Below are 26,310 nucleotides of genomic sequence, written 5' to 3'. Positions count from 1 at the left end.
GGTCATTTGCCTGATTGTCCTCCCAGCCACAAAATTCCATCGGTGATCATCCTGTTCTGGTCCGAATTGGAAAGCACTTTATTGCCGTGACCGAAATTCATATAGAGCATTTTATACCGCGTATTGGTCCAAACCACCGGTGTGTCGCCAGCGGAAAGGTAGGTTTTCACACCCAGCGGGTACACTTCGGGCGCCAGCGAAACCAGTACCTTCACATCCTTGTCCAATCGCGGGCTTGGCTTCCACTGGTACCATTCCGTCACTGGCGAATCATAGGTTTTCGGCATCCGCTTCGTAACCGGATGTTCCTGCGTTTCCACATTTACCTTCGCAGCCATCGGCGGCCAGTTATTGCTATGAAAAACCGGCCCTCCCAGGAATTCCAGGAACCACGGCCAGTTTGAACTCTTATCATTATACCCCGCCACATGAAAACCCAGCCAGGCACCTCCATGACGGATATACTTCTCAAAAGCCGCTTTCTGTTCGGCCGTGTGCGGGGAATCGTTGAGCCAAACTACCACCTGATAATTGCTGAGATAGGTCTCATTGAGGTTCGTCCAATCGGTAGTCGCGTCGAAAGAAAAGTTGTTTTGCTGAGAAATCAGCCGTAGGAAATACAATGCATCATTGGCAAACAAAACATGGTCCATTTCTACGGTGGTATTGTAGAAGGCGATGACTTTGAAAGCTGGCTTTTGGGCGTAAGAAGTTACGGCGAAGAAGACAGCTAATAGTAGCTGCCGAAGCATCTCAAACCTGACAAAAAAATTTCTCATCATATTGAAAATCAACACATTTAAACTGTTATGCTACGCGAACAGAGCCAGAGGCTCGACCGATATCCTAACAACGGATTTCAATCCGTTGAAGCCAAACCTGAGACAACGGATTTCAATCCGTTGACATCCAACGCAAGATCACGCATATCACATGCCCGGACGCCGGGTTGAAACCCGGCGCCATGATATCGGTCGCGCCTTTGGCTCTTTTACTGTTGGAGAATCACTCCGCCGCCATCGCTGTCAATGCCAGCAAAAACCATCCCGCATGCGGGATCCATTGCTCGGTCCAGCGCCATTCGTTGCCGTTGTCATGCGGTTTGTAATCGATCCCGCTGCCATCTGCGTTGCCGTCTTTGCCCGTGACACCATTGGAAATCCCGCCGCGCTCCGAGCCGTGGCCGTACATCGACTTCATATAAGGCATGTTATTTCGGCCGAATTTGTACATAAAACACGCCTCGTAAGGGTTACCGCCCAATATCCAGGAAATCTGCCGGGAAGCATAACCCGCCAGTGCTTCATTAGTCCCCCAGTTTCCTTTTCCGGGATACACCAGCTTTCCGCCCATGATCGCCGCTGTGGCCAGCGAACCCAGCCTGGCATTTTCGCCCTGCCACCACCAGCCGCTTTCATTTTCGTGCGGGATAAAAAAGCCGTTTTTGACATCTCCTTTAAATAAAAACGATTGCCGCGCATATCCGAACGGGTTGCTTACCTCGCCCGTCACTTTCAGATTGTAATCCAATGCTTTTTTGACGGTACTCAACGCAACAGTTCTTAACGCCGGATCGGATTCGATTTTCAGGTAACGGCACAATGCAACAATCGGCAAGCCAGCGTCCGATGCATGCCAGAAAGGGCGGTCGGCGTCATTGGCAATGAAATAACCAGCGGGTGCTAACCGGTTTCCTAGATTTTTCGCACGCTTCCTCGCCTCGTCGCGGTATTCATTTTCGCCTGTCGCCATCCAGAGTTCGGTGGCTCCCAGCAATGCACAATAATCATCGAGCACATTCTCCTTCCCGTCGTCGCAGTATTTGAGATTATTAACCTGCAAATGGGCAAATGCCTTTTTTGCAGCGGCCAGGTATTGTTCGGAAGTAAAATCGCCGTTCATTTTCCAGCGCGAAATCCGGGCGAGGGCTGCGATACCCATGCCGCCGCCCTCGCGGTAGGCGGATTGGTATTTGTCGGTCGTAACGCTGTTGGCATTCAAACCCACTACCCGCCGCGCTTTGGGATCGGGATTGAAGTAGCTGAAAATCGTCATGTAGAAGTAGCCTTCCTCCGAAAGCGAGCGCACAATGTAATCGGCCCCATACAATGCTTCCCGCTTCATCGAATCCAGCACATTCAACCCGGTAAGCAGTTTCGGAATGCTTTCAGCCGCATTTTCCATCGACCAGGTACATAGCGGGATTTGCTGCTGCGACATGAAATTGGCATAAGCCAGGTGCGAAAAATACTTGCTGATATCACCCGAAGCGTCGTCCCAGCCACCGCGCAAATCGACGGTTTTATTACTTCCAAATAGTGTAACCGCCTTATCAGCAATCAGTTCCTCCGGCTTATCGGCCCTTTGTTTATTGAAATAATGGATAATAGATGGCACCAGCAGCTTCGCCAGCGCTTTGTCGGCGATCTGAAATTCATCAGAAACATAAGTCATACCTTTTGCAGAAACCCTGATCTTGTACCTGCCCGGCTTGTTGAAGGATGAAAAATCAATCCGGTAATACACCTTTCCGGGAAACCATTCTTCTATTTTCATGGCTCCCGAAACCGGGCCCGAAAATTCCTTTTTCGTACTGGCGGGGCTTATCAGCTCGAATTCTTTTACAGTATCCAGCTCTCCGGGACCTGCGGAAATCACAGCCGTTTTGGCTCCCTGGCTGTCGAACCCTACCTGATTGACATGAATAATGACACCGGAATGCGCCTGATGCGAAAAAATGAGGAGTGTAAGAAAAAAAGAAAGTAGAAAGCTGCGTGGTTTCATGAAATGCGCGACGGTTATTGCTTATCAAAAACGGCTGTGGCCTAACTTATACTGCCCAGAACAAGATTTGGGCTATTTGGAAAATCATCCGGTTAAATACTAACTTGCTAGCCTGTTTCACCGAATTTTAAGTAACAGGTATTACCAGGGACAAAATAAACAAGATTCGTTCAAATGCAATGCGAAAATTCCTGATCGCCACACACGGCACTTTGGCAAAGGGCGCCCAATCGTCGCTGGATATCATCATTGGTCCCATGGAAAATGTTTTTCTGATCCAGGCCTATGTAGAAGCAAACAAGGGCATTGAGGATGAGCTCGCTATGGTCATGGAAAATGTGGCCGACGAAGACGAACTGGTGGTTTTCACCGATTTAATGGGCGGCAGTGTCACCAATCAGGTTTTGAGGCATGCCCTCAAGCCCAATGTGCACGTTGTTTCCGGTTTTAACCTGCCGTTGCTGGTGGAAATTCTGCTTGCGGACCCCGAAGAGCCGGTAACAACAATCATTGCCAACGCGATTGCCGCTGCCAAAGAGCAGATCGTGTATGTAAACCAGTTATTAACACCCCAAGAAGAATCCGATTTCGATGATTAAACTAGTACGCATAGACGACCGGCTGGTTCACGGGCAGGTTGCGCTTACCTGGACGCCCTCGCTCGGGGCCGATTGCCTGGTGGTCGCCAACGACAAAGCCGCCAAAGACGAATTCCTCAAAATGACAATGAACCTGGCCAAGCCAGCGTCGGCAAAACTGCTGATCAAATCCGTGGAAGATACCGTCAGGTTTCTTTCTGACGAGCGAAGCCGGAACATGAAAATCCTGGTCCTCGTCAATTCCGTGCAGGATGCGGCGGCATTGGCAGGCGCGATGCCGGAAATCAAGTCGATCAACTTCGGCGGGATCCGGGGAAAAGAGGGCTCAAAGCTAATTTCAAAAGCGGTTGCAGTAAATGAGGCCGATATCGCGATCATTAAAGATTTGCTTGCAAAAGATATCGAACTGGAAATCAGGCAAGTCCCAACCGACAAAGCACAACTGGTCGAAACGCTGATCTGACCCTTAACCGCCCGGCTTTTAACCCTTTAAAAATGCTACTGAACCACCTCCTCCTAACCCTGATCGCCATGTTTGGCCATTCGGAAGACTTCCTGGGTACTACTTTATTGAGCAGGCCGCTGGTTTTAGGGCCGCTCGTAGGCCTGGTGCTCGGCGATTTGCAGCAGGGGATCACGATTGGCGCTACTTTGGAACTGATTTTCATGGGCAACATCAAAGTCGGAGCCGCCATACCGCCCGATGTGATCACCGGCGGCGTATTGGGTACTGCGTTCGCGATCATGTCCGGGAAAGGCGCGGCTGTGGCCTTGGCTCTGGCCGTGCCCATTTCTATTCTCGCCGAAATGGTCGTCAGCGGACTATTTGTTTTCAGGCCGGTTTTGAATAAAAGATTTGCCATATATGCCGAAAACGGAGACTTCAAAGGCGTTCAGCGGCTGCATATCCTCTCCGGTTTGCTGAAACCCTTGCTGATGGGCGCGGTAACCCTGCTCGCTTTGGTATCGGGCTCCGACGTAATCAGGACTTTTGTGGATACCATTCCGCCCAGGGTGCATTCGGGTTTGCAGGTCGCGGGCAACATGCTGCCCGCGCTGGGTTTCGCTTTGCTGATGAACCTGATGTTCAATCAAACGGTCGCTCCCTACTTTTTCCTGGGCTTTATCCTGACCAGTTACTTGAAATTGCCCATGATTGCGCTCGGCGGACTGGGCGTGATCATTGCGCTGATCGTTACGGGCATGACGCGCAAAGAAGCGCCGGTAGCAAGTACAGACAGTGATTTTGATGATGATTTTGACGATTTCTCCACAGAACAAACGGTACCTGCACCAACCACAGTAATTTCCGTTTTGACCAAAAAAGACATACGTAACCTCTTCCTCAGGTCAATGGCATTGGAAGCTAACTTCAATTTCGAAACCTGGCAGAATACCGGCTTTGCATTCTCGATCATTCCGGTCCTGAAAAGACTTTATACGACCAAAGAAGCAATGGCGCAGGCTTTGAAACGACATTTGCAGTTCTTCAACACAGCCCCGCATGGCTCGACGCTCATCATCGGCATTGCAGCAGCCATGGAAGAGCAGAATGCGAGAGAAGCGGATTTCGACGAAGAATCCATTAACGCTGTCAAATTAGGCTTGATGGGGCCGCTGGCAGGTGTTTTCGATTCTTTGTTCTGGGGGACGGTGAAGGTCATTGCAGCCGGTGTTGGTACTTCGCTGGCATTGCAGGGAAGCCTGCTTGGGCCGGTTTTGTTCCTGCTGATCTTTAATGTCCCGCATTTGTGGCTGCGTTATAAGCTCACTTTCATCGGTTACCAGACAGGTACGCGGTTTTTACAGGATCTGTCCAAAAGCAATGTGATGGACAAGCTGAAATCCGGCTCGGCCATTTTGGGGTTGATGGTCGTGGGGGCGATGCCCGCCACTTTAATGGCGATCAAAACGCCTTTGAAAATCGGATCTTCCGATGCTGCGGTATCGGTACAAGGCATTCTGGACCAGATCGTCCCGAATATGCTGCCGCTGGCATTGACGTTCCTGGTTTTCTATTTTGTAAAAAGAAATATAAAAACAACCTATCTGCTGCTCGGTTTGCTGGTTTTGGGTTTCGCGGGAAGCGTGCTGGGCATATTCATCTGAGAAGGCATGGACTTGAAAACAACCCTTACGATCAAAGGCACTGGCGTTTCGCCGGGGATCGCTATTGGAAAAGCGCACGTCATTCGGAAACAGCAGGCAGTTTTATCCGGATTGTTGATTGATAATGAGGATGCGGTCCTCGTTGAAATGGGAAAATATGACGCGGCTGTCGGCAGATCCATTGCAGAAGTGGAAATGCTCATCGCGCAGGCAGACCTTACGGACGAAAGCCTGGAAATCCTGGAAACCCATATTGAATTCCTGAGCGACCCGCAGATCCGCGTTGATGTTTTGGAAAAAATCAGTACCGAACGAAAAACGGTCGGCGATGCGCTGATCGAAGTCATTTCGACGCTTGTGGCGATGTTCCAGGCGATGACGGACGAGTATATGCGGGCACGCTCGGCCGATGTGCAGGATATTGGCGAGCGGATTCTGAAGAACCTGGGATCGGCCATTTCCGCTGATCAACAGGTCATTGTGCCAGGCTCAATCCTGATTGCGGAGGATATTTCCCCTTCCGATACCATCGCGATGGACATTAAAAACGTCGCGGGTTTTGCCACCCAAACCGGTGGCGCGACTTCCCACGCGGCCATTGTTGCGAAAGCGAGGGGGATACCTGCGGCAGTGGGCTGCGGAACGGATTTGTCTACCATTAAAACCGGCGATCGGCTGATTTTGGATGGGTCAACCGGTGAAATTATGGCTAATCCTGACGAGGATATCATTGCGTTATATACCTCAAAAAAAGAAGCTTACCTGCGCCAATCGGGCATCATGAATTCGCTGAAAGATGTGCAGGCCAAAACGGTCGATGGCCGCCGGATCGCATTGGTTGCCAATATTTCAGAGGCTGCGGATATGGAACAGGTTTTTGAAAACGGTGGAGAGGGAGTCGGGCTGTTGCGGAGCGAACTGCTTTTTATGGGCCGCGATGCCTTTCCAGGCGAAGAGGAACAGTTTGATTTTTATAAAAAAGTGGCCTTAAAGGCCAGAGGTAAGCCAGTTACCGTTCGCACGATCGACATTGGCGGGGATAAGCAACTGCATTACTTCGGCCTGCCCCAAGAGCAGAACCCCTTTCTCGGCTATCGCGCGATCAGGATCTCGCTGGACAGGAAAGACCTTTTTAGGGTACAACTAAAAGCAATCCTGCGGGCCAATGCATTTGGAAATCTGAGGGTTATGTTTCCCATGATCAGCAATGTGCAGGAAATCAGGGAAGCCAAAAAGGTATTGGAAAATGCAAAAGCCATACTGGCAAACGAAGGCATTGCATTCAATCCGGATATCCAGGTGGGCATCATGATCGAAATTCCTTCTGCGGCGGTTATGGCGGATATGCTTGCCAAAGAGGTCGATTTTTTCAGCATCGGGACCAATGACCTGGTGCAATATACGCTGGCTGTGGACCGGATGAATGAAAAGGTGTCTGCGCTTTACGATCCGTACAATCCGGGTGTTTTGAGATTGATCGCCAACGTGATCGAGCAAGGCCACAAACACAACATTCATGTGGCTATGTGCGGCGAGCTGGCGGCCGATCCGCTGGCGACACTGCTATTGATTGGGATGGGCCTGAAAGAATTTTCGATGAGCGCAGTTTCCATTCCTTTTGTCAAAAACACGATCATCAGCAGCTCGTTTTCAGAAGCAAAAGAGGTATTTCTGAAAGTAAGCGAAATGAGCGATTCTGATGAGATCAAAATCTATCTGAAAACTTTATTGCCTGTTTAACCAACCATATCACTCCTGCTTGAATTGAATATGAAAAAAAATGCTACTACATTTTTCCTGCTTGCACTCGCGCTCCTGGGTTATGCCCGCGGCTACGGTCAGCAGACGGTTATGCAATACCGTCACCCGCTGGACCCATTGGATTCCATCGAAATCAAACTGATCAAACAGGTTCTATTACAGGAAAACAAGATCCGCAGCGACAGCAGCAGCTTGTTCAGCATCATCAACCTCAAAGAACCGCCCAAGGCCGAGGTACTGGCTTACAAGCCAGGCGAAACGTTCAGGCGGGAGGGTTATGCGATGGTGTATGATTTCCCGTCCAATACATTGGCCAAGGCAGTCGTGGACCTCAAAGCCGGGAAGCTTCTGTCTTTTGACGTGATCCCCGATAAGCAGCCGGTCGGTTCGTTCAAGGGCGATACCATCGTGTCCGAGATTGTGAAAGACAATGAAGAATGGAATAATGCTTTGCGAAAAAGGGGCATTAACCCGGATTCGGTCAAATCGCACCGTGGCACCTTTGCGGCGGACCTGGGCCTGGCGCCGGTTGGTCACCGCGAGCGGATTGTTGCCCCGGCTTACAAAAACAAGGCTTTTTACGAAATGCCCATCGCCGGAATTTATGCCTATATTGATATTACCGACAAAAAAGTGCTCAAAGTGATCGATACGGGCAGGGGCTATGATAAGCCGACAGCAGTAAACTATTTTGACGGCAAGAAAATCGTCCCGGACCTGCAGGCCCCCAAACCGATCGTCATCACTCAGCCCGAGGGCACCAATTACCGGATCGAAGGGAACCAGATCATCTCGCCCTTCTGGAAATTCCGCTTTGGCATACACAACCGGGAAGGACTGGTCATTTCGGATGTCCAGTATTTCGACCACGCCCAGAAACAATGGCGGTATGTGATGTACCGGGGTGGCCTGGCCGAAATGATCGTGAATTATGGTTCGCCGGATTTGCTGAATGCAGCCAATAATTATTTCGATGTGGGTGTTTACCGGTTGTTCCAAAATGTGGCCCGACCACTTACTTACGGGGCCGACGCACCCGAAAATGCTACCTATCTTCCTTCGACCTTACACAATGAATGGGGTTCCCCGCTGAAATCCGACAGTTCGGTGGCTGTTTTTGAAGAATATGGCGGCGTGCTCTGGCGGCATGAAAACCACTCGCGGAGGGCTACCAACCTGGCCATCAAATACTACATTACAGCCGGTAACTACGACTATGGCTTTAAATGGATCTTCAAAGAAGACGGCGTGATTGTGGTAGAGACCGAGTTGAACGGATATCCGCACGTGCGCGCCGTAAACCGGACTCAAGACCATGCTGCTGCGGCCCTGGGGGACAAGGCGGATGAATCTTACCTCGGCAATTTTTACGGGACCATTGTGGAACCACACGTGGAAGCCAATAACCACCAGCACTGGTTTGTATACCGGTTTGACCTCGACGTGGACGGGCAGCTGAACAGTGTCGGCGAGATGAATACCGTGGCTGTGCCAAGAGGGCCGTCCAATCCCCTGGGTAACACGCTGGTTGCGAAAACAACCATGTTCGAGAAAGAAAAGGAAGCGCAGCGCGATGCCAACATTGCGACCAACCGGAGCTGGATGGTCATGAACCACCAGGTAATGAATAAATACGGGCATCATTCGTCCTACATGCTCATGCCCAGCGCGGGCATTACGCCTCTGCCCGACAAGAACTCGTCTTTGTTCAACCGAGCGGAAGTATTGTACCACCATTTCTGGGCAACCCCCTACAATCCCGACGAAATGTACCCGGCCGGGGATTACCCTACCACGAAACAAAAAGGCCAGGGTTTGCCGGAATGGACCAAACAAAACCGGAACATCGACAACACGGATGTGGTGGTTTGGTATGTCGGCGGCGTGACGCATATTGTGCGGCCCGAAGAGTGGCCGATCATGAACCAGCACAGCGTGGCGGTGCATCTGATGCCCATGGGCTTTATGTCGGCCAATCCGGTGCTGGGTATGCCCGCTTCCAAGCCGGCGCCTAAAAAGTAAGAAATCCGTCTTTTGTCCCTTATTAACCCAAACCGAATCATTGGATATGATCTCAAAAGAATACACCATTCTCGCCCCGGAAGGCATCCATGCCCGACCTGCGACGGCGCTCGTCAGGCTGGTTAAGAAATTCAAATCCGGGATAAGCCTGAAAAAGGATGACAAAACGATCCAGCTCAACAGCATGCTGAATATCCTGGCCTTGTCGACGAAGGGCGGCGATGTAGTTTCGGTTATGATCGACGGCGAAGACGAAGTGGAAGCCGCTTCGGCGGTAGATGTCTTTTTTAACGAACAACTCAGTACTTTATGAAAATCACGATTTGCAGGAACGAGCAGGAATTCAACATTACCGCTGCATGGCGGATCATTGCCCAGATGCTGGAAAAACCCGACGCCGTGATCGGCCTTTCCACCGGCCAGACCACCATCGACATGCACGCGATTGTTTCCCATATTTATACCCAATACCCCTTTGATGTTTCCCGGATCACGCTCTTCAACGTCGACGAGCTCACCAACCTGCCCCGCGAATATGCCGGTAGCTGCTATACGATGATCCTCAACCAGATCGCCGGCCCGCTTGGTATCCCTGACGAAAACTTCATCATGCCGCCTACGATGTCCGACGATTTTGAGAGGGAAGCAAAATTGTTTGAAGAACGGCTGGCCGAGCGCGGCGGCGCAGACCTGCAAATGCTTGGGCTGGGTTCCAACGGCCACATCGGCATCAACCAGCCGGGAACACCATTCGAAAGCGAAACCTGGGTTTCGCCCATGGATCCCGATTTCGAAGCCCGCGTACGCCGCGAAACACAGGTACCGGAAGGCACCGAACTCGGCGGGCTGACGCGCGGCATCAAAAACATCATGCATACCCGCAAGCTTATCCTCATCGCCAAAGGCTCCCACAAAGCCGAAATGGTCGCCAAAGCGATCCTGGGCCCCGTCACAACGGATATCCCGGCCTCCATTGTACAGATGCACCCGAACTGCGAGATTTTACTCGATGCGGATGCCGGAGCGCTGATCACAGGGAGGGTATAGCATTCTTTTGATTTTCAATCAAATCAATTGCTCCGGCGAGAAAGCCGGGGCAATTGATTATGGCTGAGGTTTAGGGCTGGTACTTTGCCGGATAAAAATCCGGCAAAGTCAATGATGAGCCATTGATAAAATACACTATGATTGACAAGCAAATCTGTCATGTATAATTTCACTTTTCCACCCAAAGATTCGAATTCCCTTGGCTCAACTTTTTCAAACCAGCCTGTCAGCATTCCATAATTAGTAAAAACAAAATCATCATTATTATTATTGAGATTTTACTACTGTCGAAAGGGGCAGGACGCCTAATATTTTCGTTAGTCGTTTTCTTTATCTAATTCTCTTTTTAACAGATTACTTAATCTATTAATTTTTTCAGCATATTCTTTTGATACAAAATATTCTATCTCTTTCTCGATAATTGAATTAACTGAATCTAGTGATGTAATCGTTTTGAGTAAATGTTGTTGCTCTCCTAACCTGTTTATGGGAACCGGCTTATAATCGTAGATCGCGTCAATAGCGGATCTTAAATTCGCATCTATCTCATAGCTCACTTCAATCGTTCCTAATGATTCGAAAATCTCACTCTGTTGTTTGGTTACCCTGTCAAAGAGGTCATAGGCCTTTTCCTTGTGAAAAGCGGCCTCCGCCGCATATACGCTATCTTTTTTGATCTCATTATGCAAACTACAATAGTCAACCAATAAGAAAGTCTTTGCGTAATTCTCAACTGCTGTTGGCCATGTTCTTTTATGCTTCATGATCTTTCCATAGGCAACAACCCTGTTCTCAAATCTCTTATTCTCACGGGATGTGCTAACTGTGACAAAAAAAAGCACTACCCCCGTAAGCGCTATGCCCACTAAATTAATCGAACTTGCAACAATGAGCTCTATCCATTCAAATCTTCTGTCAATGTCCTTTTGTGTCAGACCATTTCCTGTAATCCATTGGAACAAGGTATACTTTTTCATATTGGAGGTTGTTTTGTTTACATAGCAAATTAAAGTATTTCGTGTAAGAAACAAACATCTTCGGATCCCGTTTTACGATGATCATATTTACCATAACGAATGAAATGTGCCATTAGAATATTTCAAAAATTTCATCACATTTAATAAAACGTGCATCTAAAATCAAATGCGACTTTATAACTGCCATTGCCATACACATGCGGGTAAATTTCCTGATTTATCTTTTCAACTCTTAGGGCCAATCATAAAATGATTGATATGTCTAGGGATAATTTCATCTATAAAATATCTTTTGTTGATTTGGATATCATAACAAAAAGGCAGCATTTGTTTAGTCCGAAGCTTCGGAATTCTTCCATTTCCTGGTTGATGCTTTTAAATGATGATGTGTAAAGTATCAATGCCGTAGACCGGCACGCCGGTCTGCTTCTCCCGCCGGACACAAGTAAACAGATGGCATTATACTCCTTTAAGTTTATAATATTCTGTTACCCACAACCGGCTATTTTCTGCTTTCCCCTATGACAACTTCCAGAAGACAATTTATACGATCGGCTTCCGCTGTGGCTGCGGGGCTTTCATCGGCGATCCCCTCTTCGCTATCCGCCTTTCCCAAGATTTTCCCGGTTGCAGATACCATTCGTGTCGGTGCCATCGGAATCAACAGCATGGGCTGGGCGGATATCAGCGCGGTGATGAAGGTCCCGGGCGTTGCATGTGTGGCTCTGTGCGATGTCGACAAAAACGTCCTCGACAAGCGGGCAGCCGAGCTCGCTGCCAGGGGTATTAACGTAAAAACCTACGGCGATTACCGTAAAATGCTGGAAGACAAAAGCATTGACGCCGTCGTGATCGGATCGCCCGACCATTGGCATTGCCTGATGATGGCGGAAGCCTGCGAGGCAGGAAAAGACGTGTATGTGGAAAAGCCGATCGGCAATTCGATTGCGGAATGCAGGAGTATGGTGGCGGCGCAGCAGCGCTACAACCGCGTGGTACAGGTGGGACAATGGCAGCGCAGCCAGAAACATTTCCGGGATGCGATTGAATTCGTGCATTCGGGAAAGCTTGGCAAAATCGGCCTTGTGAAAGTCTGGGGGTATTTCAATTACGGCACCCCGATGGTGAGCCTGCCCGACAGCGCAGCACCGGCTGGCGTGGACTATGATATGTGGCTTGGACCCGCCCCCAAACGGCCTTTCAACCCCAACCGCTTTCACGGCCGTTTTCGCTGGTACTGGGATTATGCAGGCGGCATCATGACCGACTGGGGGGTGCATCTGCTGGATTATGCATTGCTGGGGATGAAAGCCGGGTCGCCAAAGTGTGTGTCTGCTGCGGGCAGCATGGTGCTCAATTTTGGTGTCGATGCGCCTGATACCCTCACAACCCTCTATGAATTCGATGGTTTCAATATCCAATGGGAGCATGTGATCGGGTATGGTCCGGGCATCTACAACCGCGAGCACGGCATTGCGTTCCTCGGTGGCAATGGTACCCTGATCCTGGACCGAGGTGGCTGGGAAGTGGTACCGCAGGGACAGAAAATGGAAGCTGTCCCATTTCAGAAATCGTCGGACAACGGACTCGACATGCACGCGAAAAACTTTGTCGAAGTAATCCGCTCCCGAAAATTGGTCGACCTGCACGCCCCGATCCAGGTGGGTGCAGACGTTGCGATCCTGTCCCAGATGGGAAACATCGCTTACAGGACAGGTAAAAAAATTTACTGGGACGCGGACAAAGGAAAGTTCGACGAAGCGGCAGCCAATAAGTTAATTTCCAAGGAATATCACAATGGATATAAAATGCCAGGCCGGTGATGCAATGCAGGGAAAGCTTCAAAAATATCATTATAAAAATATTCAATTATCCGCGTGGGGTGCCAGAGTCTAATTATGTCTTAAGGTTATACTATAATAAACCTTATGCTGATGGAAAACCCTTTGCCCTCTTTTGATCCTTCCAAGGCAAATCAATTTATCCCGGACACAGGACATGAAACAGGGGATAACCCCATGAAGCCCGATGATCCCGAATTTTTTATCCGGCGCGGCTTTCTGCAGGACCCGCTCATTGGCTGTGAGCTGCTTTACCATCGGTACTATCAGAATTTATGCAGTTATGCTACACGGTACGTGATTTCAAAACAGGTGGCGGAGGATATTGTGTCCGACATTTTTCTGAATTTCTGGAAAAACGCGACACACGAACAGGTCAACATCTCTTATGGAGCCTATCTGTATCGCTCCGTTCGCAACCGCACTTATAATCATCTCCGCAAAGAGTTAAGCGAAAACCAGTCTCTCGACAAAACCTCGGACGAGAGACTGGTCGACCACGACACGCCTGAAGCGATCATGCATTTCCAGGACCTCACCCACCGTCTCGATGCTGAAATCCAGGCCCTTCCGACGCAATGCCGCCGGGCCTTTATGATCAACCGGTACGAAGGAAAAAAGTACCACGACATAGCCGAAGAGCTTCACATCAGCCAAAAAGCAGTTGAGCATCTCATCAGCCGCGCGTTAAGACGGCTGAGAACCCATCTCAATCTCGATTAACCCACATCTTATCACAATAACCGTATTTCGCCCGTCAGCGTGGGGTGCATTTCAAGTTTTTTGTCTTACCGGAAATAACAACATCAAGCCATGCCCGAATTTCCTCATCAACAGCTCCTTTTCGACTATTTTGCGGGAAAGAGTACCTCCCTGCAAAAGCAGTGGATTGCCGACTGGCTGAAAGACCCTGCCAATCAGGTTATTTATTACCAATATCTCAACGAATGGGAAAGCCAGCATCCGCAGTATCAGGCCGACGTAACGGGAGCGATCGAAAACTTTCGCAGGTCGACCCGGCTTCATACCCATGAAGAGGGCAGTGCCACAGCGCAATTTGTAACCAGAAAGCGATGGGATATCCGATCAACCCGCTATCTGGCGGCCTCTTTCCTTTTATTGCTGGCCGTGGGTGGTTACTTCGGACGAAACCTGGTCAGGTACGTCACATACAGCACCGGTTACGGGCAAACGTCGTCTTTGAAATTGAGTGACGGAACGGTAGTAGCGCTGAATGCCAACTCCCGGCTGCAGGTGCCGCGATGGGGGTTTGGCGCATCCGACCGCAAAGTCCTGCTGGACGGCGAAGCAGAATTCAAAGTATCCCATTTACCCAATCACCAGAAATTCGTGGTAAAGACCAGCACGGACTTTGCTGTGGAAGTGCTGGGAACTTCGTTCCTGCTGTATGCAAGGGAGCGCCGCCGCAAGGTCATTTTAAGCGAAGGAAAGGTGAAGGTCACTTACCAGCCGGGAAAAGCGCTTTTGATGAAGCCCGGGGACTGGGTAGATCTGGGCGATTCAGGCAGGCTGATGCGTAAAACCACCGACAAGCCAACCAAATTTTCCAGCTGGAAACAGCATCGTTTCACATTCGACCAGACGAGCCTGGCAGAGATCGGCCAGCAAATCCGTGAACATTTCGGGCTGACCATCATCATCAACGATCCCAATCTGGCCCAACGGAAGGTTTCGGGTGTATTTGAAGCCCAGAAGTCCAGCGAGCTCGTAGAAGCGCTCGCCGACCTGCTGCACCTCAATGCGGTCACAACTCCCGAAGGCGTCGAGCTTTCCCAACCAACAATCATCCCCGGAAAACTACCTAAATCAAAATAATCCAAGCCTCTATGAAGACAGTTTTACGCAATGATCGTTTCGAGATTGCATTCATATTGATTGCCGTTTTACACATATTTCCTGTCCAGGCCCAATATGTAGCTTCCGCTCATCCGGTAAGCCACAGTCCCGTTCAGCAGTCCGCAACGCGCCCGGTAAAAGAAATACTCAACCAATGGGCGAAGACTTTCAAGATCAATATCCTTTACGAGGACGCAACGATCAAAGATCTGAGCGTGCCCTTGGACGAAGTACAGGAAACAGGCACAGTGGACAACCGCCTGGACGAACTGCTCAAAAAGTTTCAGCTTACCTATCGTAAAAGAGGCAAATCCTACCTCGTCAGCGCGGATAACTTAATCCGTAACACCGAATCTGCGGTGGCAGTAACCGAGCTCCCAGCACCCGTTACGCCAGGGGCGGAAACTGCTGACAGACCTCCGCTGCAAACCATTTCGAAGCCCGCGCCACAACATACCGTCACAGGAAAAGTAACCAGCGAAACAGGAGAAGAGCTCCCGGGGGTCAGTATTGTGCTCAAAGGGACGTCCACCGGTACGGTTACGGATATCAAGGGACTTTACAGCCTCAGCATACCCGACGAACAAAGCAAAGGCATCCTGGTGTTCTCTTTTATCGGCTACGATTCGCAGGAAATACTGCTTACCAGTGAAACAACGCTGAACGTCCAGTTAAAACCGGGATTGAATTCGCTGGAAGAAATTGTCGTTGTGGGCTACGGAAGCGAAAAGAAAGTGAACCTCACCGGCGCGGTATCCACGGTCGACAGCAAGACGATTGAAAACAGGCCGGTAACCAACTCGGTTTCCGCATTACAGGGAACAGCGCCGGGATTAATTATTACAAGAAGCAGCGGGCAGCCGGGTATGGAGGGCTGGTCTGCACAGATCAGGGGGGCGACGTCGATCAATGCCGACGCGGGTAACAATCCGTTGGTGATTGTCGATGGCGTAGAGGGCGATCTTTCGCTACTGAACCCCAATGATATCGCATCCATTTCTGTGCTCAAAGATGCCGCAGCTGCCTCCATTTACGGTGCCAAAGCGGGAGGGGGTGTTATTCTGGTAACGACCAAAAAAGGCTCTGCCCAAAAAGTGAAAGTCGATTATACCGGTCTCTTTACGCTGAACAAACCCTATAACCGGCCCAAACTGCTCCATTCGTGGGAACAGGCCGAGCTGAACAACGTGGCACAGTTCAATACCAATGGCAGCAAAGCATATTCCGACCAGCAGATCCGCTGGCTGATGGACCCTGACACCAATGAGGTCAAGAACGGCAGCGGCGGGTACGACTACTATTACGACATCAACCAGGCCGACGTCCTGATGCGCAAGGTAAGCCCCGTTCAAAACCACAATGTGACAGTGAGCGGCGGCAGCGACAAAACCCAATACCTCTTTTCATTTGGTTATTTTGATCAGAAAGGTGTCTTCAAATTCGGCCCCGACGCCACGCAACGGTACAATGCACGGTTGAACCTGACGAGCAGGATCAGCAGGATTTTTAGTATAGATTCCCGCACCTCTTACACCCAGGCCCGCATACAATCGCCCTCGGTGACCGCCGCCGGCGATGGCGGCCTCATGTACAACGTGTACCAGGTACGCTCTTCGCGACAACCCATTTTCCTGCCCGGAAGTAATGACAGCAAGTATGCCTATGTGGGGACCACGTCGGCTGCCTACCCTATTTTAAAAGACGGCGGCTTCAACAATTCCGGCCAGCATACCGTGGAAGGCGTTTTTACATGGAGGGCCGATAACCTGGCCAAAGGATTTGGAATGCGGCTGGTGTACAGCCCACGTTTGCAACAATACAACCAGGACATTTTCCTGAGAACTGTCCCAAGATATGTGCTCACCTCGCCGGATCCTGTATCGGGAGGAAGCATCAACCCTACCAATTCTTTGCAAAAAGTGAGGTCGACGCAGCTCTGGCAGAACGTACAGGCACTGGCCGACTATGACCTGCAACTGGCAGGCAAACACAATTTCCACGTTTTGGGAGGGTTTGAATACAAGAGCTACAATTACAATTCTACTTCAGCCAAACAGACCGCGCTGCTGTCCAACGATGTCCCGACGCTGAATTTCTCTACATTGGCCGCATCCTCGCCCGCCAATGTCAGTGACAACATCCAGGTCAATACGTGGGTATCCTATTTCGGAAGGGTCACTTACAATTATGCCGAAAAATACTTCCTCGAAGCCAACCTTCGCAATGACGCCAGCTCACGCCTGGCGCCGGGATACCGAAGCGCATTTTTCCCTTCGGCGTCCGCAGCATGGCGGTTGAGTATGGAAAACTGGTTCAGCGCGGCATTGCCGATGTTTACGGAATTCAAACTCCGTGGTTCGTGGGGACGTTTGGGCGGCGCACAATCCTCCAATCTGAACCTCTATAATTATGATTACCAGGCATTGCTGATCAGTGGGTCCAACTATCCGTTCAACAACGCCAACACGCCCTATATTTACCAATCGGCACTGCCTTCTCCCGGCAAAGGATGGGAGATCATCGAAACCGTCGATCTGGGACTGGATTTTGGTTTGTTCAAAAACCGCCTGACCGGAAGCTTTGACTATTACGTCCGTAACAACAACAATGTTTTTATCAGGCTAAATCTGCCCGCCACGCTGGGCGTGTCGCCGAGTTCCACCAATGCCGCTTCACTGCAGGTGAAGGGGTGGGACGCTTCACTGGGATGGCGGGATACTTTCAAAAAGGGAAACTACTTTATCAACGTCAACGTGAGCGACAACACCAATAAGGTAACCCGCTACGATGGGCCGGTCGCCTATCTCGAAGGTCTCAACCCTTACCTGCCCGGACAATCGCTCAACACGATTTACGGGTACAAATCAGAAGGTTATTTCAACAACGACGAAGAACTCAAAGCCCACGCTTTCCAGAATTCCAAAACCGGTGTCGGGGATATCAAATTGCAGGATATCAATGGCGACGGTAAGATCAATGCCGGATTGGGACGTGCCGACGACCACGGCGACCTGGTCAACCTGGGCAACACCAGCCCGCGCTACATTTTCGGGGCGAATCTCGGCGCATCCTGGAAAGGTTTCGATGTATCGGCACTGCTGCAAGGGGTAGGTCAACGCAAAATGTTATTGTTTGCCAAAGCGGTGATCCCGTTTGTGGACGGCTGGCGGATGCCCTGGGCGATACACGAAGACTATTGGACACCCGAGAACCAGGACGCACGTTTCCCCCGCCTCTACAATGGCGCGACCTGGAACACCAACGTTTCGAGCCATTGGGTGCAGAATGCGGCTTATATCCGCCTGAAAAACCTGCAGGTAGGTTACACGCTGCCGGCACTGCTGACACAAAAAATCCATATGGCCAAAGCAAGGATCTTTTTCACCGGCCAGGATATCTGGGAAAAGAACAAAATGTGGTACAAGTACTACGATGCCGAAAATCCCAGCAATGCGAGCTTCCAGTATCCATTGTTCCGCTCGTTCTCACTTGGCCTGAACGTTACATTCCAATAAGATCCTAAACCCTTATTCAAATGAACTATTTCAAAAAGCTTAAAATTTATCTGATCGCGGCTGCGGTATCCGGTGGGGTCTGGGGATGCGAGAAAAACCTCGACCAGGTTGCGCAAACAGCCATTACCGATCAGACATTCTGGAAAACAACCAGTGACCTGGCACTCGGCTGCAACTATCTTTACACCTTTCTGCCGGGACTTTCTGCGGGTGACCCGAGCGGCGTCGCCACGCCCGTGCAGGACGATTATTCCGATATGGCCAGTGTGGCTACCGGCGCATTGAACGAGATCAGTAACGGGTCCCGGACCACGGCACCCTCCACTTCTACCGAATGGAATAACTTTTACAAACTGATACGCGCGGCAAACAACATTATCGAGAAATCGGCCGGGGTAACGGGGGACGCTGCGGTGATCAGCCGCTATATCGGGGAAGCCAGGTTTTTCAGGGCTTTCGCCTATTTCGAGCTGACCAAACGATTTGGCGATGTACCACTGATCCTCAAAACGCTGACGACCGACGATCCGCTGCTATTCGGGACACGGACAGCCAGGGAAACGGTGATCGACAGTGTTTATGCCGACCTGGATTACGCCGCTGCCAGTTGCCCGCAACCCGACAAGCTGACCACCACAAGCGGAAACGAAGACGGCCGGATCACCCGTTCTGCCGCATTGGCTTTCAAATCCAGGGTCGCGCTTTTTGAAGGTACCCGCCAGAAATACTTTGCCACCGGCACGCCAGTCAAACACTTGCAGCTTGCCCTCGACGCCTGCAACATCGTCATGACCGAAAGCAAACACGCTTTGTATACCTATCCCGCCAAGAAAGACAGCAGCTTTTTTTACCTGTTTCAATACCCGGGGGAAAATTATTCGGCCAACAAGGAAGTGATCCTGGCCAGGTTATACGGGCAGAACATTACCAATAACATTTCCTATCATTCATATGGCAGGAGTGTTCTGGAAGGAGGGCAAATGGTCGCCACGCGCGCCTACATGGATATGGTTTTGTTCAAAGACGGGCTACCCGCCGGTAAATCCCGATTCGACTCTACGGCAATGCAAACGGGAACATTAACCGAATACCGCAACCGCGATCCGAGACTGGTGCAGACCATTTTCAAAAAAGGCGACTATTTCGGCTCCACCTTTGCACCCTATTTCGTGCCTACCACCGCTTACCGGATCAAAAAATACTACATCCCCGCGGACTGGGTCCAAAACCAGAGCTTTGTGGATTTTATGGTACTCCGCTACGCCGAAGTCCTGCTCAATTACGCAGAAGCAACCTTTGAGCTTACCGGAAAAATAAGCGATGCCGACCTTGACAAAACAGTCAACCTGTTGCGCAACCGCTCGACCAACAACCAGCCTGATTTGCTGCCACCCATGACCAACGCCTTTCTGGCCGCGAATGGGCTGGACATGCGGACCGAACTTCGCCGGGAACGTACAGTCGAGCTGGCCTTCGAGGGCTTTCGTTACTGGGACCTGATCCGCTGGAAAACAGCCGAAACGGAATTATTGAAACCCCTGATCGGGCCAAAATATTTTCCTGCCGAATATTCAACCGGTACCGCCGCCCCTGCCCTTCAGGATGGCTATGTACTCATTGAAGCCGCGGCCAAACGCACTTTTAAATCGGGAAGGGATTATCTGTGGCCTTTGCCGGTCAACGAGTTAGGCCTTAATCCAAACCTTGGAAACAATAACCCCGGATGGTGATGAGAACATGGCTGTTTTTCTGGCTGGCCGTCGCGTTTGCCCAAAGTGTATCTGCGCAACGAAAAGACCGCCATATATTGGGCAAATTCTCCCTCGAAGACATTTCAGGCTCGCTGATTCCCCGTGAACAATGGAAGCCCTACCCCAAGACTGCCGCTGAATGGCAGGCATCCTTACCGGATTCGATCACCAAAAGTGTGATCAAAAGAGGTGAAGGGTTACTGGGCGTTACCTGGCCTGCTATTTCCGCCTCATTGCTCCTTACCTCTACCCGTACCGGCGATCGTACCGAATATTCCAACTACCAGGCCAAAAAAAGAGCTAATCTGATGGCGCTGATCTTTGCTGAAACGATGGAAGGAAAGGGACGGTTCCTCGAAGATATCATGAACGGTATATGGTCTACCTGCGAGGAAACGTACTGGGGCATCCCCGTCCATCTTTATTTACAAAAAAAGGGATTGGGATTACCAGATGCAGAAGAGCCCACCGTGGACCTGGTTTCTGCTGAAACGGCCGTCATGCTGGCACTGGCGGATTATTTTCTGGCCGAAGGTCTCGACAACAAATCGAAATTGCTACGCCCCCGAATCCAATATGAACTGAACAGGCGGATGCTCATTCCTATGCAAACCGCCCGATATGCCTACCTCGGGATCACCGGCGACAAGCCAGTGAACAACTGGAATCCCTGGATTATTTCCAATTGGCAGTTCGTGAACCTCATCATAGAAAAAGATGAGGTAAAAAGGGCAAAAAACCTGCATTATTCCATGCAGCTGATAGACCATTATTTCGACAGCCTGGGCGACGACGGCGGTTGCGACGAAGGACCGTCGTACTGGTTTGTAGCAGGCGGCAGCATGTTTGATGCACTGGAAATCCTCAAAAGCGCAACCGGGGGAAAAGTGGACGTGTACAAAGAGCCGCTGGTCAGGAACATGGCCGCTTACATCTACAAAACCCATATCTCGGGTAATTATTTTATCAATACGGCCGACGCCAGCCCCACGATCCGCATAGACGCGCCTTTTCTGTTCAGGGTGGGGAAGACAATTGAAGATCCTTTGCTGGTACAATTGGCCGTTTCCAGCTTCCAGAGCACTCCCGGGCTGGCTTTCAGCGAGACCAATACCAAGCCGCGCATGCTCTCTGACTGGCTGACGCTGCCCGCTATCACAAAAGAGGCAAACGCGGCAAAAGTTGCTGCGCCCGTACTCCCGAGTGTCTGGATCGGCGATATCCAGCTAATGTCCGCGCGTACAGATGACGGTTTGTTTGTGGCCTCACACGCAGGGCATAATGCCGAAAGCCATAACCACAATGATGTGGGCGATTTGATCGTGTATGCCAATGGCTATCCGGTGATCATCGACGCCGGGTCAGGCACCTACACCGCCAAAACCTTTTCATCGGAGCGTTACAATTTTTGGTACAATACCTCCGCCTACCATAACCTGCCGATGATCAATGGCATCCAGCAATCGGCGGGAAGGAAGTTCGAAGCCACCGATGTCTTTTATGAGGATAAAGACAATATCACCTCTCTGAAAATGGGCATTGAGAAAGCGTATCCCGCCGAAACGACATTGAAAAAATGGACGCGCACTGTGCAAAGCGATCACAGGATGACGGTCAGCGTAACCGACAAATTCGAGGCAACCGGCAGGCTTAAAAGCCTTTCGCAGATTTTCATGACCGTTTGCAACGTCGATCTGGACCAGCCCGGAAAGATGATCTTCACACAACCCGGTGGGGAGAAAGTGATGATGACTTACGACCCAAAAAAATGGAAGGCTACCCAAGAGACACTTCCGCTGAACAATCCCGACGATCAGGTTTTTCGTGAAAAATGGTTTAAAAAAAATATAACCCGCGTCGTTCTGACCAACCAAATGTTGGCTGCAAAGGATACATTTACATATGTGTTCACAAATCTGAAAAAGTAGCCAATCCGGTTTCTTATGCGTTATCTTAAAGGACTGATTTTTCTCTTATTCGCCGGTGCTGCCTCTGCGCCGCTCATGCCCGATACGGATTGGGCAGAATACAATGGCGACGGCGCCCGAAGCCACTTTTCGCCTTTAACCCAGATTAACCGTGAAAATGTCGGTCAGCTGAAAGTTGCCTGGACATATGCCTCAGGCGGGGCGGATACGGTAGGCAACCGAACCCAGATCCAATGCAATCCCATCATCATTAATGGCATATTGTACGGGGTGTCAGCGGGGACGCAGGCGTTCGCCCTGGAAGCCGCTACCGGGAAACAGATCTGGAAAACAAACCTGACCGATAATGGCGGTACAACCAGCCGGGGCTTAACGTATTGGGCTGAAGGAGATGACAAAAGAATCCTTTTCGGTGCGGGCAAGTGGCTTTATGCATTGGACGCTCGAACGGGTAAATCCATTCCCAGCTTCGGCGAAGCAGGCCGTATCGATCTCAAAGCCGGTATTGAACGGCCGGGCGCTGACAATTATGTGCTGCCCAACACCCCGAACGTGATCTATAAAAATTCCATCATCGTGGGCGTACGTGTTTCTGAAGGCGAAACCGCATTGCTGGGCGATATCAGGTGTTACGACGTAAAAACGGGCAGAAAAACATGGACATTCCACACCATACCGGCACCCGGCGAGCCGGGTTACAGCACCTGGTCTCCCGGAAATCCCCGGCAGCGGCTGGGTGGCGCCAATGCATGGGCCGGCATGGCGATAGACCGCCAGCGGGGTATTGTATACATCCCTACAGGCTCTGCGGCTTACGATTTTTACGGTGGCAACCGCAAAGGCAATAACCTGTACGCCAATTGTTTATTGGCATTAAATGCGGCAACCGGGAAACTGCTCTGGCATTTTCAGTTCGTCCACCACGATATCTGGGACCGCGACCCTCCCTCCCCGCCCAACCTGCTTACCGTTCGTCAAAACGGAAAACGGATTGATGCAGTAGCGCAAACGACGAAGCAGGGGCACATCTTTGTTTTCGACCGCGTGACCGGCAAACCGCTTTTCCCGATCCAAGAAAAATCCTTTCCGACCGACGCCGTAGAAGGCGAAGAAGTAAGCATGACCCAGCCGATCCCCACGAAACCGGCGCCATTTACAAGGCAGACATTCACCGAAAAGGACATCAACCCCTGGGCGTCTAACAAGGATTCTATCAAAATACTGCTGCGCAATGCGCGCACGGGAAGCCCTTTCACGCCTCTGACTTCCACGATGACGATCTTCTTTCCGGGCACCGACGGCGGCGCGCAATGGGGCGGGTCCGCAGTGGATCCTGAGGGGATTGTCTATATTCCTGCCAAACAAAATCCCTGTTTTTCTTCGCTTGTGCTCAGAGAGCAGCCAACCGCCAATGCATCTGTAACCGGCGCCCAATTGTATAACCTTAACTGCGCGGCCTGCCACGGAAAAGACCGGCAGGGCAACCACGACGGGTCCTACCCCTCCCTGCTGGGGATCGAACAACGGCTCTCCGACCCTGCAATCCGGCAGGTACTCCAAAAAGGCCGCGGTATGATGCCTTCCTTTTCGCACCTTCCCGAAAAAGAGGCCAAAGCGATTATTGATTTCCTGACCAATAAGGGTGGATCGACAGAAAAAGTTACCATAGCCGGCAAAAAAACGGAAATTCCTTACCAGCATACCGGCTATAACCGCTGGTACGACAGCAAAGGTTACCCCGTCAGCGCGCCGCCTTGGGGCACGCTGACAGCCATTGATCTTAACACCGGCGACCACCTCTGGCAGGTGCCGTTGGGAGAATACAAGGAACTGACCGCAAAAGGAGTCCCTCCTACCGGCACGGATAATTACGGTGGGCCGCTCGTCACAGGCAGCGGGCTGCTATTTATTGCCGCCAGCAAGGACGAGCAGATCCGCGCTATCGACAAACGGACCGGCGCTATCCTCTGGCAGGCACAGCTGCCGGCGGGGGGATTTGCTTCTCCAAGCACCTATGCAGTGGGCGGCAAACAATATGTGGTCATTGCCTGCGGCGGCGGGAAGCTCAACGGCCGGTCCGGCGACAAGTATGTAGCTTTCGCATTACCCTGACCGCCCCCGTTTAAAAAGAGCAGGAAAACCGTCCATGGGCGATACCGGAGAAAGCCCATGGGGGCTGCCTCCGGCCTGTTTCCAGAATGATTCGGGCGTCCAGTTCCAAGCTGCCGCTTTTCATACCGGCTATATTCTCCTGCATGTAGTAGCAGGTCGATATACGAGTGATACTTTTCGACATAACGGTACCCTATATGCGACGCCGATCAGACGGTCCTTTACCCTGCCCGGCCTCGCATATCAGTGCGGTCCGTCAGACGATCAGCAGGGCAGTGATTTTTTCCGTGAGGGACTCGATGCTGACAGGCTTAGGGATATATTCATTCATTCCCGCAGCAAAAACCTTATCGCGATCATGGGTCACTATGGAGGCTGTCATGGCAATAATGGGCACATTCCGCTTGTTTTCAGCCGACAATTCCCGGATCGCAGCCGCTGTGGCATAGCCGTCCATCACCGGCATTTGCAGATCCAGCAGGATCACATCGTAGTCTGCACTCAAAAAAGCCTCCAAAGCCACCTGGCCATTTTCGGCCCAGGTGTAGGAGATCTGCAGCCGGTCGAGATATTTTGAGCAGATCATCGCATTGATCTGTTCATCTTCCACCATTAAAAGCCTTATTCCTTTAAATGTACCGGTGATTGAAGGGCCGGGCCCGGGATTGTAATCTTGCTGATCCATCGTGATACGGTTTGTGTCCCAATTTGATTTGATAATTGCTGAATTGTAAGTGCGTGAATAGCCGGACTTAGATAGTCGCGACATGCTGGTATCCTACAACTGGAACCGTATCATGAAATATTTCTGGCGAAGAGTGGCCAGGCATTGCGGAAAACGACTTTTGACTGATGTAGGGGGGTAATTTCTTCTGTAAGTTTTCACGGTATCGTTGAGTATGGAGACTTCATAATCCAAAACTAGCCAAAAACCTGAAAACAATCATTTCACTTTTTAAGGAACTTTAGTGCAATTTTTCGTGAACTTATTCACGACGGCTTGTAAATAACACGAGCCTTGCTACGGGATTGTCGAAAGCAATCCTGGTGCTGATCAGATTTCCCGAAGCTTGTGGGCTTGATCTGTCATGAAGTTTTCAATTGATTTATTCATAAAATATATTTATAAATTCAAATGAAGCCCCGCCATCGTTTCCGGCGTTCGCTGTGATCAATCTAGTGGACACCTACCTCATACCTGTTTCTCAGCAGGTCCATCATAAACACATTGATCTCCCATTGATTGCCAAGCGGCATCTGGGTATAAGGCATAAGGGGCATGTAAGTGGCTGGACCAAATTCTGTCGTAACCGTCAGCGTGGTACCATTGCCCCTGTGCAGGTCCGCCACCTGGTCCCACCATTTCAAATGCGTTTCCAGCGTTTCACCCCATTCAGGTGCTCGCGGATCATTAACCTGCGGCCCCTCCGGGTGGCCTACCCTGCTGTGTATATGACTGGTATGCCGGATCGCAAGGCGCACTTCTTCATCCTGGTCGGCGAGTAGCGACTCGTGCACATTGCACCAATGCGAAATATCCAGGGTAATCCGCAGGTCAGGGATGCGCGTCAGATAATCTGCGGTAATGTTTGCAGCATACAGGCTTTTCCCACGGTGTGTTTCATGGATGATCGGAATACCCGATTCTTTTGCGAGACCGGCCGCCACCTCAAAAAGCCTTTTATTTTTATCAAAACTGAAATAGTCCTTCCCGGTCTGGCAATTGATAAAAACAGGGTTTGCGGCGATCAAATGACGCAGGTACTTTTCGTAGCTGGCCGCATGCTCATCCATGTCTTTTTCGAATGATTGCCAGTATTGCCCGATCAGTTCCAGGTGATGTTTCTGCAATGCTCCCAGTATCGCCTCTTTTTCTTTCTGTTCAAAAGGCAGGGCCATTTCAACGCCGTCGTAGCCGGCAGCTTTCACATTTTCGCAAAACGTATCGAACGGAAGGGTATTTCCCCACTCGGGGGCGTAGAATTTAATTTTCATGACGACCGGGAC

At 50.7% G+C, this 26,310-nt stretch carries 20 protein-coding genes; 14 read left to right on the top strand and 6 right to left on the bottom strand.

Annotation, left to right across the window (positions count from 1 at the left end; translation table 11 throughout):
* Positions 1-2 precede the first annotated feature (2 nt).
* Both AC1XUF_RS01885 and AC1XUF_RS01880 read right to left on the bottom strand, forming a co-directional pair.
* A complete protein-coding gene (locus AC1XUF_RS01885) occupies positions 3-782 on the bottom strand; it encodes a ThuA domain-containing protein (protein ID WP_483339927.1) in 780 nt (259 codons plus the stop codon).
* Between the two features lie 223 nt (positions 783-1,005).
* Complete coding sequence (locus AC1XUF_RS01880; RefSeq protein WP_483339925.1) at positions 1,006-2,784, bottom strand: glycoside hydrolase family 9 protein; 1,779 nt, start codon at positions 2,782-2,784, stop codon at positions 1,006-1,008.
* 179 nt (positions 2,785-2,963) lie between these two features.
* Here AC1XUF_RS01880 and AC1XUF_RS01875 point away from each other — a divergent pair, with 179 nt between their 5' ends.
* The 7 genes from AC1XUF_RS01875 to AC1XUF_RS01845 are packed head-to-tail and all read left to right on the top strand — an operon-like array spanning position 2,964 to position 10,322.
* On the top strand, positions 2,964-3,383 hold the full coding sequence (locus AC1XUF_RS01875; RefSeq protein WP_483339923.1) for a PTS sugar transporter subunit IIA: 420 nt from the start codon (positions 2,964-2,966) through the stop codon (positions 3,381-3,383).
* Positions 3,376-3,846 (top strand): PTS sugar transporter subunit IIB, encoded by a 471-nt coding sequence (locus AC1XUF_RS01870; RefSeq protein ID WP_483339921.1) that lies wholly within the window; start codon positions 3,376-3,378, stop codon positions 3,844-3,846. Before AC1XUF_RS01875 ends, AC1XUF_RS01870 begins: the two co-directional genes overlap by 8 nt.
* A 32-nt stretch (positions 3,847-3,878) precedes the next feature.
* The gene (locus tag AC1XUF_RS01865; RefSeq protein ID WP_483339920.1) at positions 3,879-5,492 is read left to right on the top strand and encodes a PTS system mannose/fructose/sorbose family transporter subunit IID; all 1,614 of its coding nucleotides are present in this window, start codon (positions 3,879-3,881) and stop codon (positions 5,490-5,492) included.
* Positions 5,493-5,498: 6 nt separating this feature from the next.
* Positions 5,499-7,232, top strand: a complete 1,734-nt coding sequence (gene ptsP, locus AC1XUF_RS01860) for a phosphoenolpyruvate--protein phosphotransferase (RefSeq protein ID WP_483339918.1) — start codon at positions 5,499-5,501, stop codon at positions 7,230-7,232.
* 30 nt (positions 7,233-7,262) lie between these two features.
* Positions 7,263-9,275 carry a copper amine oxidase gene (locus AC1XUF_RS01855; protein ID WP_483339916.1) on the top strand — a complete coding sequence of 671 codons (2,013 nt, stop codon included), beginning with the start codon at positions 7,263-7,265 and terminating at the stop codon, positions 9,273-9,275.
* A 46-nt stretch (positions 9,276-9,321) separates the two neighbouring features.
* Entirely contained in the window at positions 9,322-9,588 is a 267-nt protein-coding gene (locus tag AC1XUF_RS01850) for an HPr family phosphocarrier protein (RefSeq protein WP_483339915.1), read from the top strand.
* Positions 9,585-10,322, top strand: a complete 738-nt coding sequence (locus tag AC1XUF_RS01845; protein ID WP_483339913.1) for a 6-phosphogluconolactonase — start codon at positions 9,585-9,587, stop codon at positions 10,320-10,322. Before AC1XUF_RS01850 ends, AC1XUF_RS01845 begins: the two co-directional genes overlap by 4 nt.
* Positions 10,323-10,639: 317 nt before the next feature.
* Here AC1XUF_RS01845 and AC1XUF_RS01840 read toward each other — a convergent pair whose 3' ends face one another.
* A complete protein-coding gene (locus AC1XUF_RS01840) occupies positions 10,640-11,299 on the bottom strand; it encodes a hypothetical protein (RefSeq protein ID WP_483339911.1) in 660 nt (219 codons plus the stop codon).
* Positions 11,300-11,820: 521 nt separating this feature from the next.
* Here AC1XUF_RS01840 and AC1XUF_RS01835 point away from each other — a divergent pair.
* From AC1XUF_RS01835 to AC1XUF_RS01805, 7 genes are all read left to right on the top strand, one after another.
* Entirely contained in the window at positions 11,821-13,122 is a 1,302-nt protein-coding gene (locus AC1XUF_RS01835) for a Gfo/Idh/MocA family protein (RefSeq protein ID WP_483339909.1), read from the top strand.
* Between the two features lie 111 nt (positions 13,123-13,233).
* The gene (locus AC1XUF_RS01830) at positions 13,234-13,863 is read left to right on the top strand and encodes an RNA polymerase sigma-70 factor (protein WP_483339907.1); all 630 of its coding nucleotides are present in this window, start codon (positions 13,234-13,236) and stop codon (positions 13,861-13,863) included.
* Between the two features lie 90 nt (positions 13,864-13,953).
* Positions 13,954-14,976, top strand: a complete 1,023-nt coding sequence (locus AC1XUF_RS01825) for a FecR family protein (protein ID WP_483339906.1) — start codon at positions 13,954-13,956, stop codon at positions 14,974-14,976.
* 11 nt (positions 14,977-14,987) lie between these two features.
* Positions 14,988-18,512, top strand: a complete 3,525-nt coding sequence (locus tag AC1XUF_RS01820) for a SusC/RagA family TonB-linked outer membrane protein (protein ID WP_483339904.1) — start codon at positions 14,988-14,990, stop codon at positions 18,510-18,512.
* A 20-nt stretch (positions 18,513-18,532) separates the two neighbouring features.
* Complete coding sequence (locus AC1XUF_RS01815) at positions 18,533-20,242, top strand: RagB/SusD family nutrient uptake outer membrane protein (protein ID WP_483339902.1); 1,710 nt, start codon at positions 18,533-18,535, stop codon at positions 20,240-20,242.
* Positions 20,242-22,191 (top strand): heparinase II/III domain-containing protein, encoded by a 1,950-nt coding sequence (locus AC1XUF_RS01810; protein WP_483339900.1) that lies wholly within the window; start codon positions 20,242-20,244, stop codon positions 22,189-22,191. Before AC1XUF_RS01815 ends, AC1XUF_RS01810 begins: the two co-directional genes overlap by 1 nt.
* Positions 22,192-22,206: 15 nt before the next feature.
* Positions 22,207-24,303, top strand: a complete 2,097-nt coding sequence (locus AC1XUF_RS01805) for an outer membrane protein assembly factor BamB family protein (RefSeq protein WP_483339898.1) — start codon at positions 22,207-22,209, stop codon at positions 24,301-24,303.
* Between the two features lie 10 nt (positions 24,304-24,313).
* Here the strand turns inward: AC1XUF_RS01805 and AC1XUF_RS01800 are convergent, their stop codons facing one another.
* The 3 genes from AC1XUF_RS01800 to AC1XUF_RS01790 all read right to left on the bottom strand — a co-directional run bounded on the left by AC1XUF_RS01800 (position 24,314) and on the right by AC1XUF_RS01790 (position 26,298).
* Positions 24,314-24,487 (bottom strand): hypothetical protein, encoded by a 174-nt coding sequence (locus tag AC1XUF_RS01800; protein ID WP_483339896.1) that lies wholly within the window; start codon positions 24,485-24,487, stop codon positions 24,314-24,316.
* A gap of 72 nt (positions 24,488-24,559) precedes the next feature.
* Positions 24,560-24,988, bottom strand: coding sequence for a response regulator (locus tag AC1XUF_RS01795; protein ID WP_483339895.1), 429 nt, complete (start codon positions 24,986-24,988; stop codon positions 24,560-24,562).
* A gap of 491 nt (positions 24,989-25,479) precedes the next feature.
* Positions 25,480-26,298, bottom strand: a complete 819-nt coding sequence (locus AC1XUF_RS01790; protein ID WP_483339893.1) for a sugar phosphate isomerase/epimerase family protein — start codon at positions 26,296-26,298, stop codon at positions 25,480-25,482.
* Between the last annotated feature and the right edge of the window lie 12 nt (positions 26,299-26,310).

This window comes from Dyadobacter sp. HNCC25DJ185, from assembly GCF_056895195.1.
This window is presented reverse-complemented; position numbering and strand designations above follow the sequence as displayed.

What these genes read in the sequence shown, in the direction of transcription:
- AC1XUF_RS01885 (WP_483339927.1), bottom strand. Translation starts at nt 782, where the DNA reads ATGATGAGAAATTTTTTTGTCAGGTTTGAGATGCTTCGGCAGCTACTA.
- AC1XUF_RS01880 (WP_483339925.1), bottom strand. Translation starts at nt 2,784, where the DNA reads ATGAAACCACGCAGCTTTCTACTTTCTTTTTTTCTTACACTCCTCATT.
- AC1XUF_RS01875 (WP_483339923.1), top strand. Translation starts at nt 2,964, where the DNA reads ATGCGAAAATTCCTGATCGCCACACACGGCACTTTGGCAAAGGGCGCC.
- AC1XUF_RS01870 (WP_483339921.1), top strand. Translation starts at nt 3,376, where the DNA reads ATGATTAAACTAGTACGCATAGACGACCGGCTGGTTCACGGGCAGGTT.
- AC1XUF_RS01865 (WP_483339920.1), top strand. Translation starts at nt 3,879, where the DNA reads ATGCTACTGAACCACCTCCTCCTAACCCTGATCGCCATGTTTGGCCAT.
- ptsP (WP_483339918.1), top strand. Translation starts at nt 5,499, where the DNA reads ATGGACTTGAAAACAACCCTTACGATCAAAGGCACTGGCGTTTCGCCG.
- AC1XUF_RS01855 (WP_483339916.1), top strand. Translation starts at nt 7,263, where the DNA reads ATGAAAAAAAATGCTACTACATTTTTCCTGCTTGCACTCGCGCTCCTG.
- AC1XUF_RS01850 (WP_483339915.1), top strand. Translation starts at nt 9,322, where the DNA reads ATGATCTCAAAAGAATACACCATTCTCGCCCCGGAAGGCATCCATGCC.
- AC1XUF_RS01845 (WP_483339913.1), top strand. Translation starts at nt 9,585, where the DNA reads ATGAAAATCACGATTTGCAGGAACGAGCAGGAATTCAACATTACCGCT.
- AC1XUF_RS01840 (WP_483339911.1), bottom strand. Translation starts at nt 11,299, where the DNA reads ATGAAAAAGTATACCTTGTTCCAATGGATTACAGGAAATGGTCTGACA.
- AC1XUF_RS01835 (WP_483339909.1), top strand. Translation starts at nt 11,821, where the DNA reads ATGACAACTTCCAGAAGACAATTTATACGATCGGCTTCCGCTGTGGCT.
- AC1XUF_RS01830 (WP_483339907.1), top strand. Translation starts at nt 13,234, where the DNA reads ATGGAAAACCCTTTGCCCTCTTTTGATCCTTCCAAGGCAAATCAATTT.
- AC1XUF_RS01825 (WP_483339906.1), top strand. Translation starts at nt 13,954, where the DNA reads ATGCCCGAATTTCCTCATCAACAGCTCCTTTTCGACTATTTTGCGGGA.
- AC1XUF_RS01820 (WP_483339904.1), top strand. Translation starts at nt 14,988, where the DNA reads ATGAAGACAGTTTTACGCAATGATCGTTTCGAGATTGCATTCATATTG.
- AC1XUF_RS01815 (WP_483339902.1), top strand. Translation starts at nt 18,533, where the DNA reads ATGAACTATTTCAAAAAGCTTAAAATTTATCTGATCGCGGCTGCGGTA.
- AC1XUF_RS01810 (WP_483339900.1), top strand. Translation starts at nt 20,242, where the DNA reads ATGAGAACATGGCTGTTTTTCTGGCTGGCCGTCGCGTTTGCCCAAAGT.
- AC1XUF_RS01805 (WP_483339898.1), top strand. Translation starts at nt 22,207, where the DNA reads ATGCGTTATCTTAAAGGACTGATTTTTCTCTTATTCGCCGGTGCTGCC.
- AC1XUF_RS01800 (WP_483339896.1), bottom strand. Translation starts at nt 24,487, where the DNA reads ATGTCGAAAAGTATCACTCGTATATCGACCTGCTACTACATGCAGGAG.
- AC1XUF_RS01795 (WP_483339895.1), bottom strand. Translation starts at nt 24,988, where the DNA reads ATGGATCAGCAAGATTACAATCCCGGGCCCGGCCCTTCAATCACCGGT.
- AC1XUF_RS01790 (WP_483339893.1), bottom strand. Translation starts at nt 26,298, where the DNA reads ATGAAAATTAAATTCTACGCCCCCGAGTGGGGAAATACCCTTCCGTTC.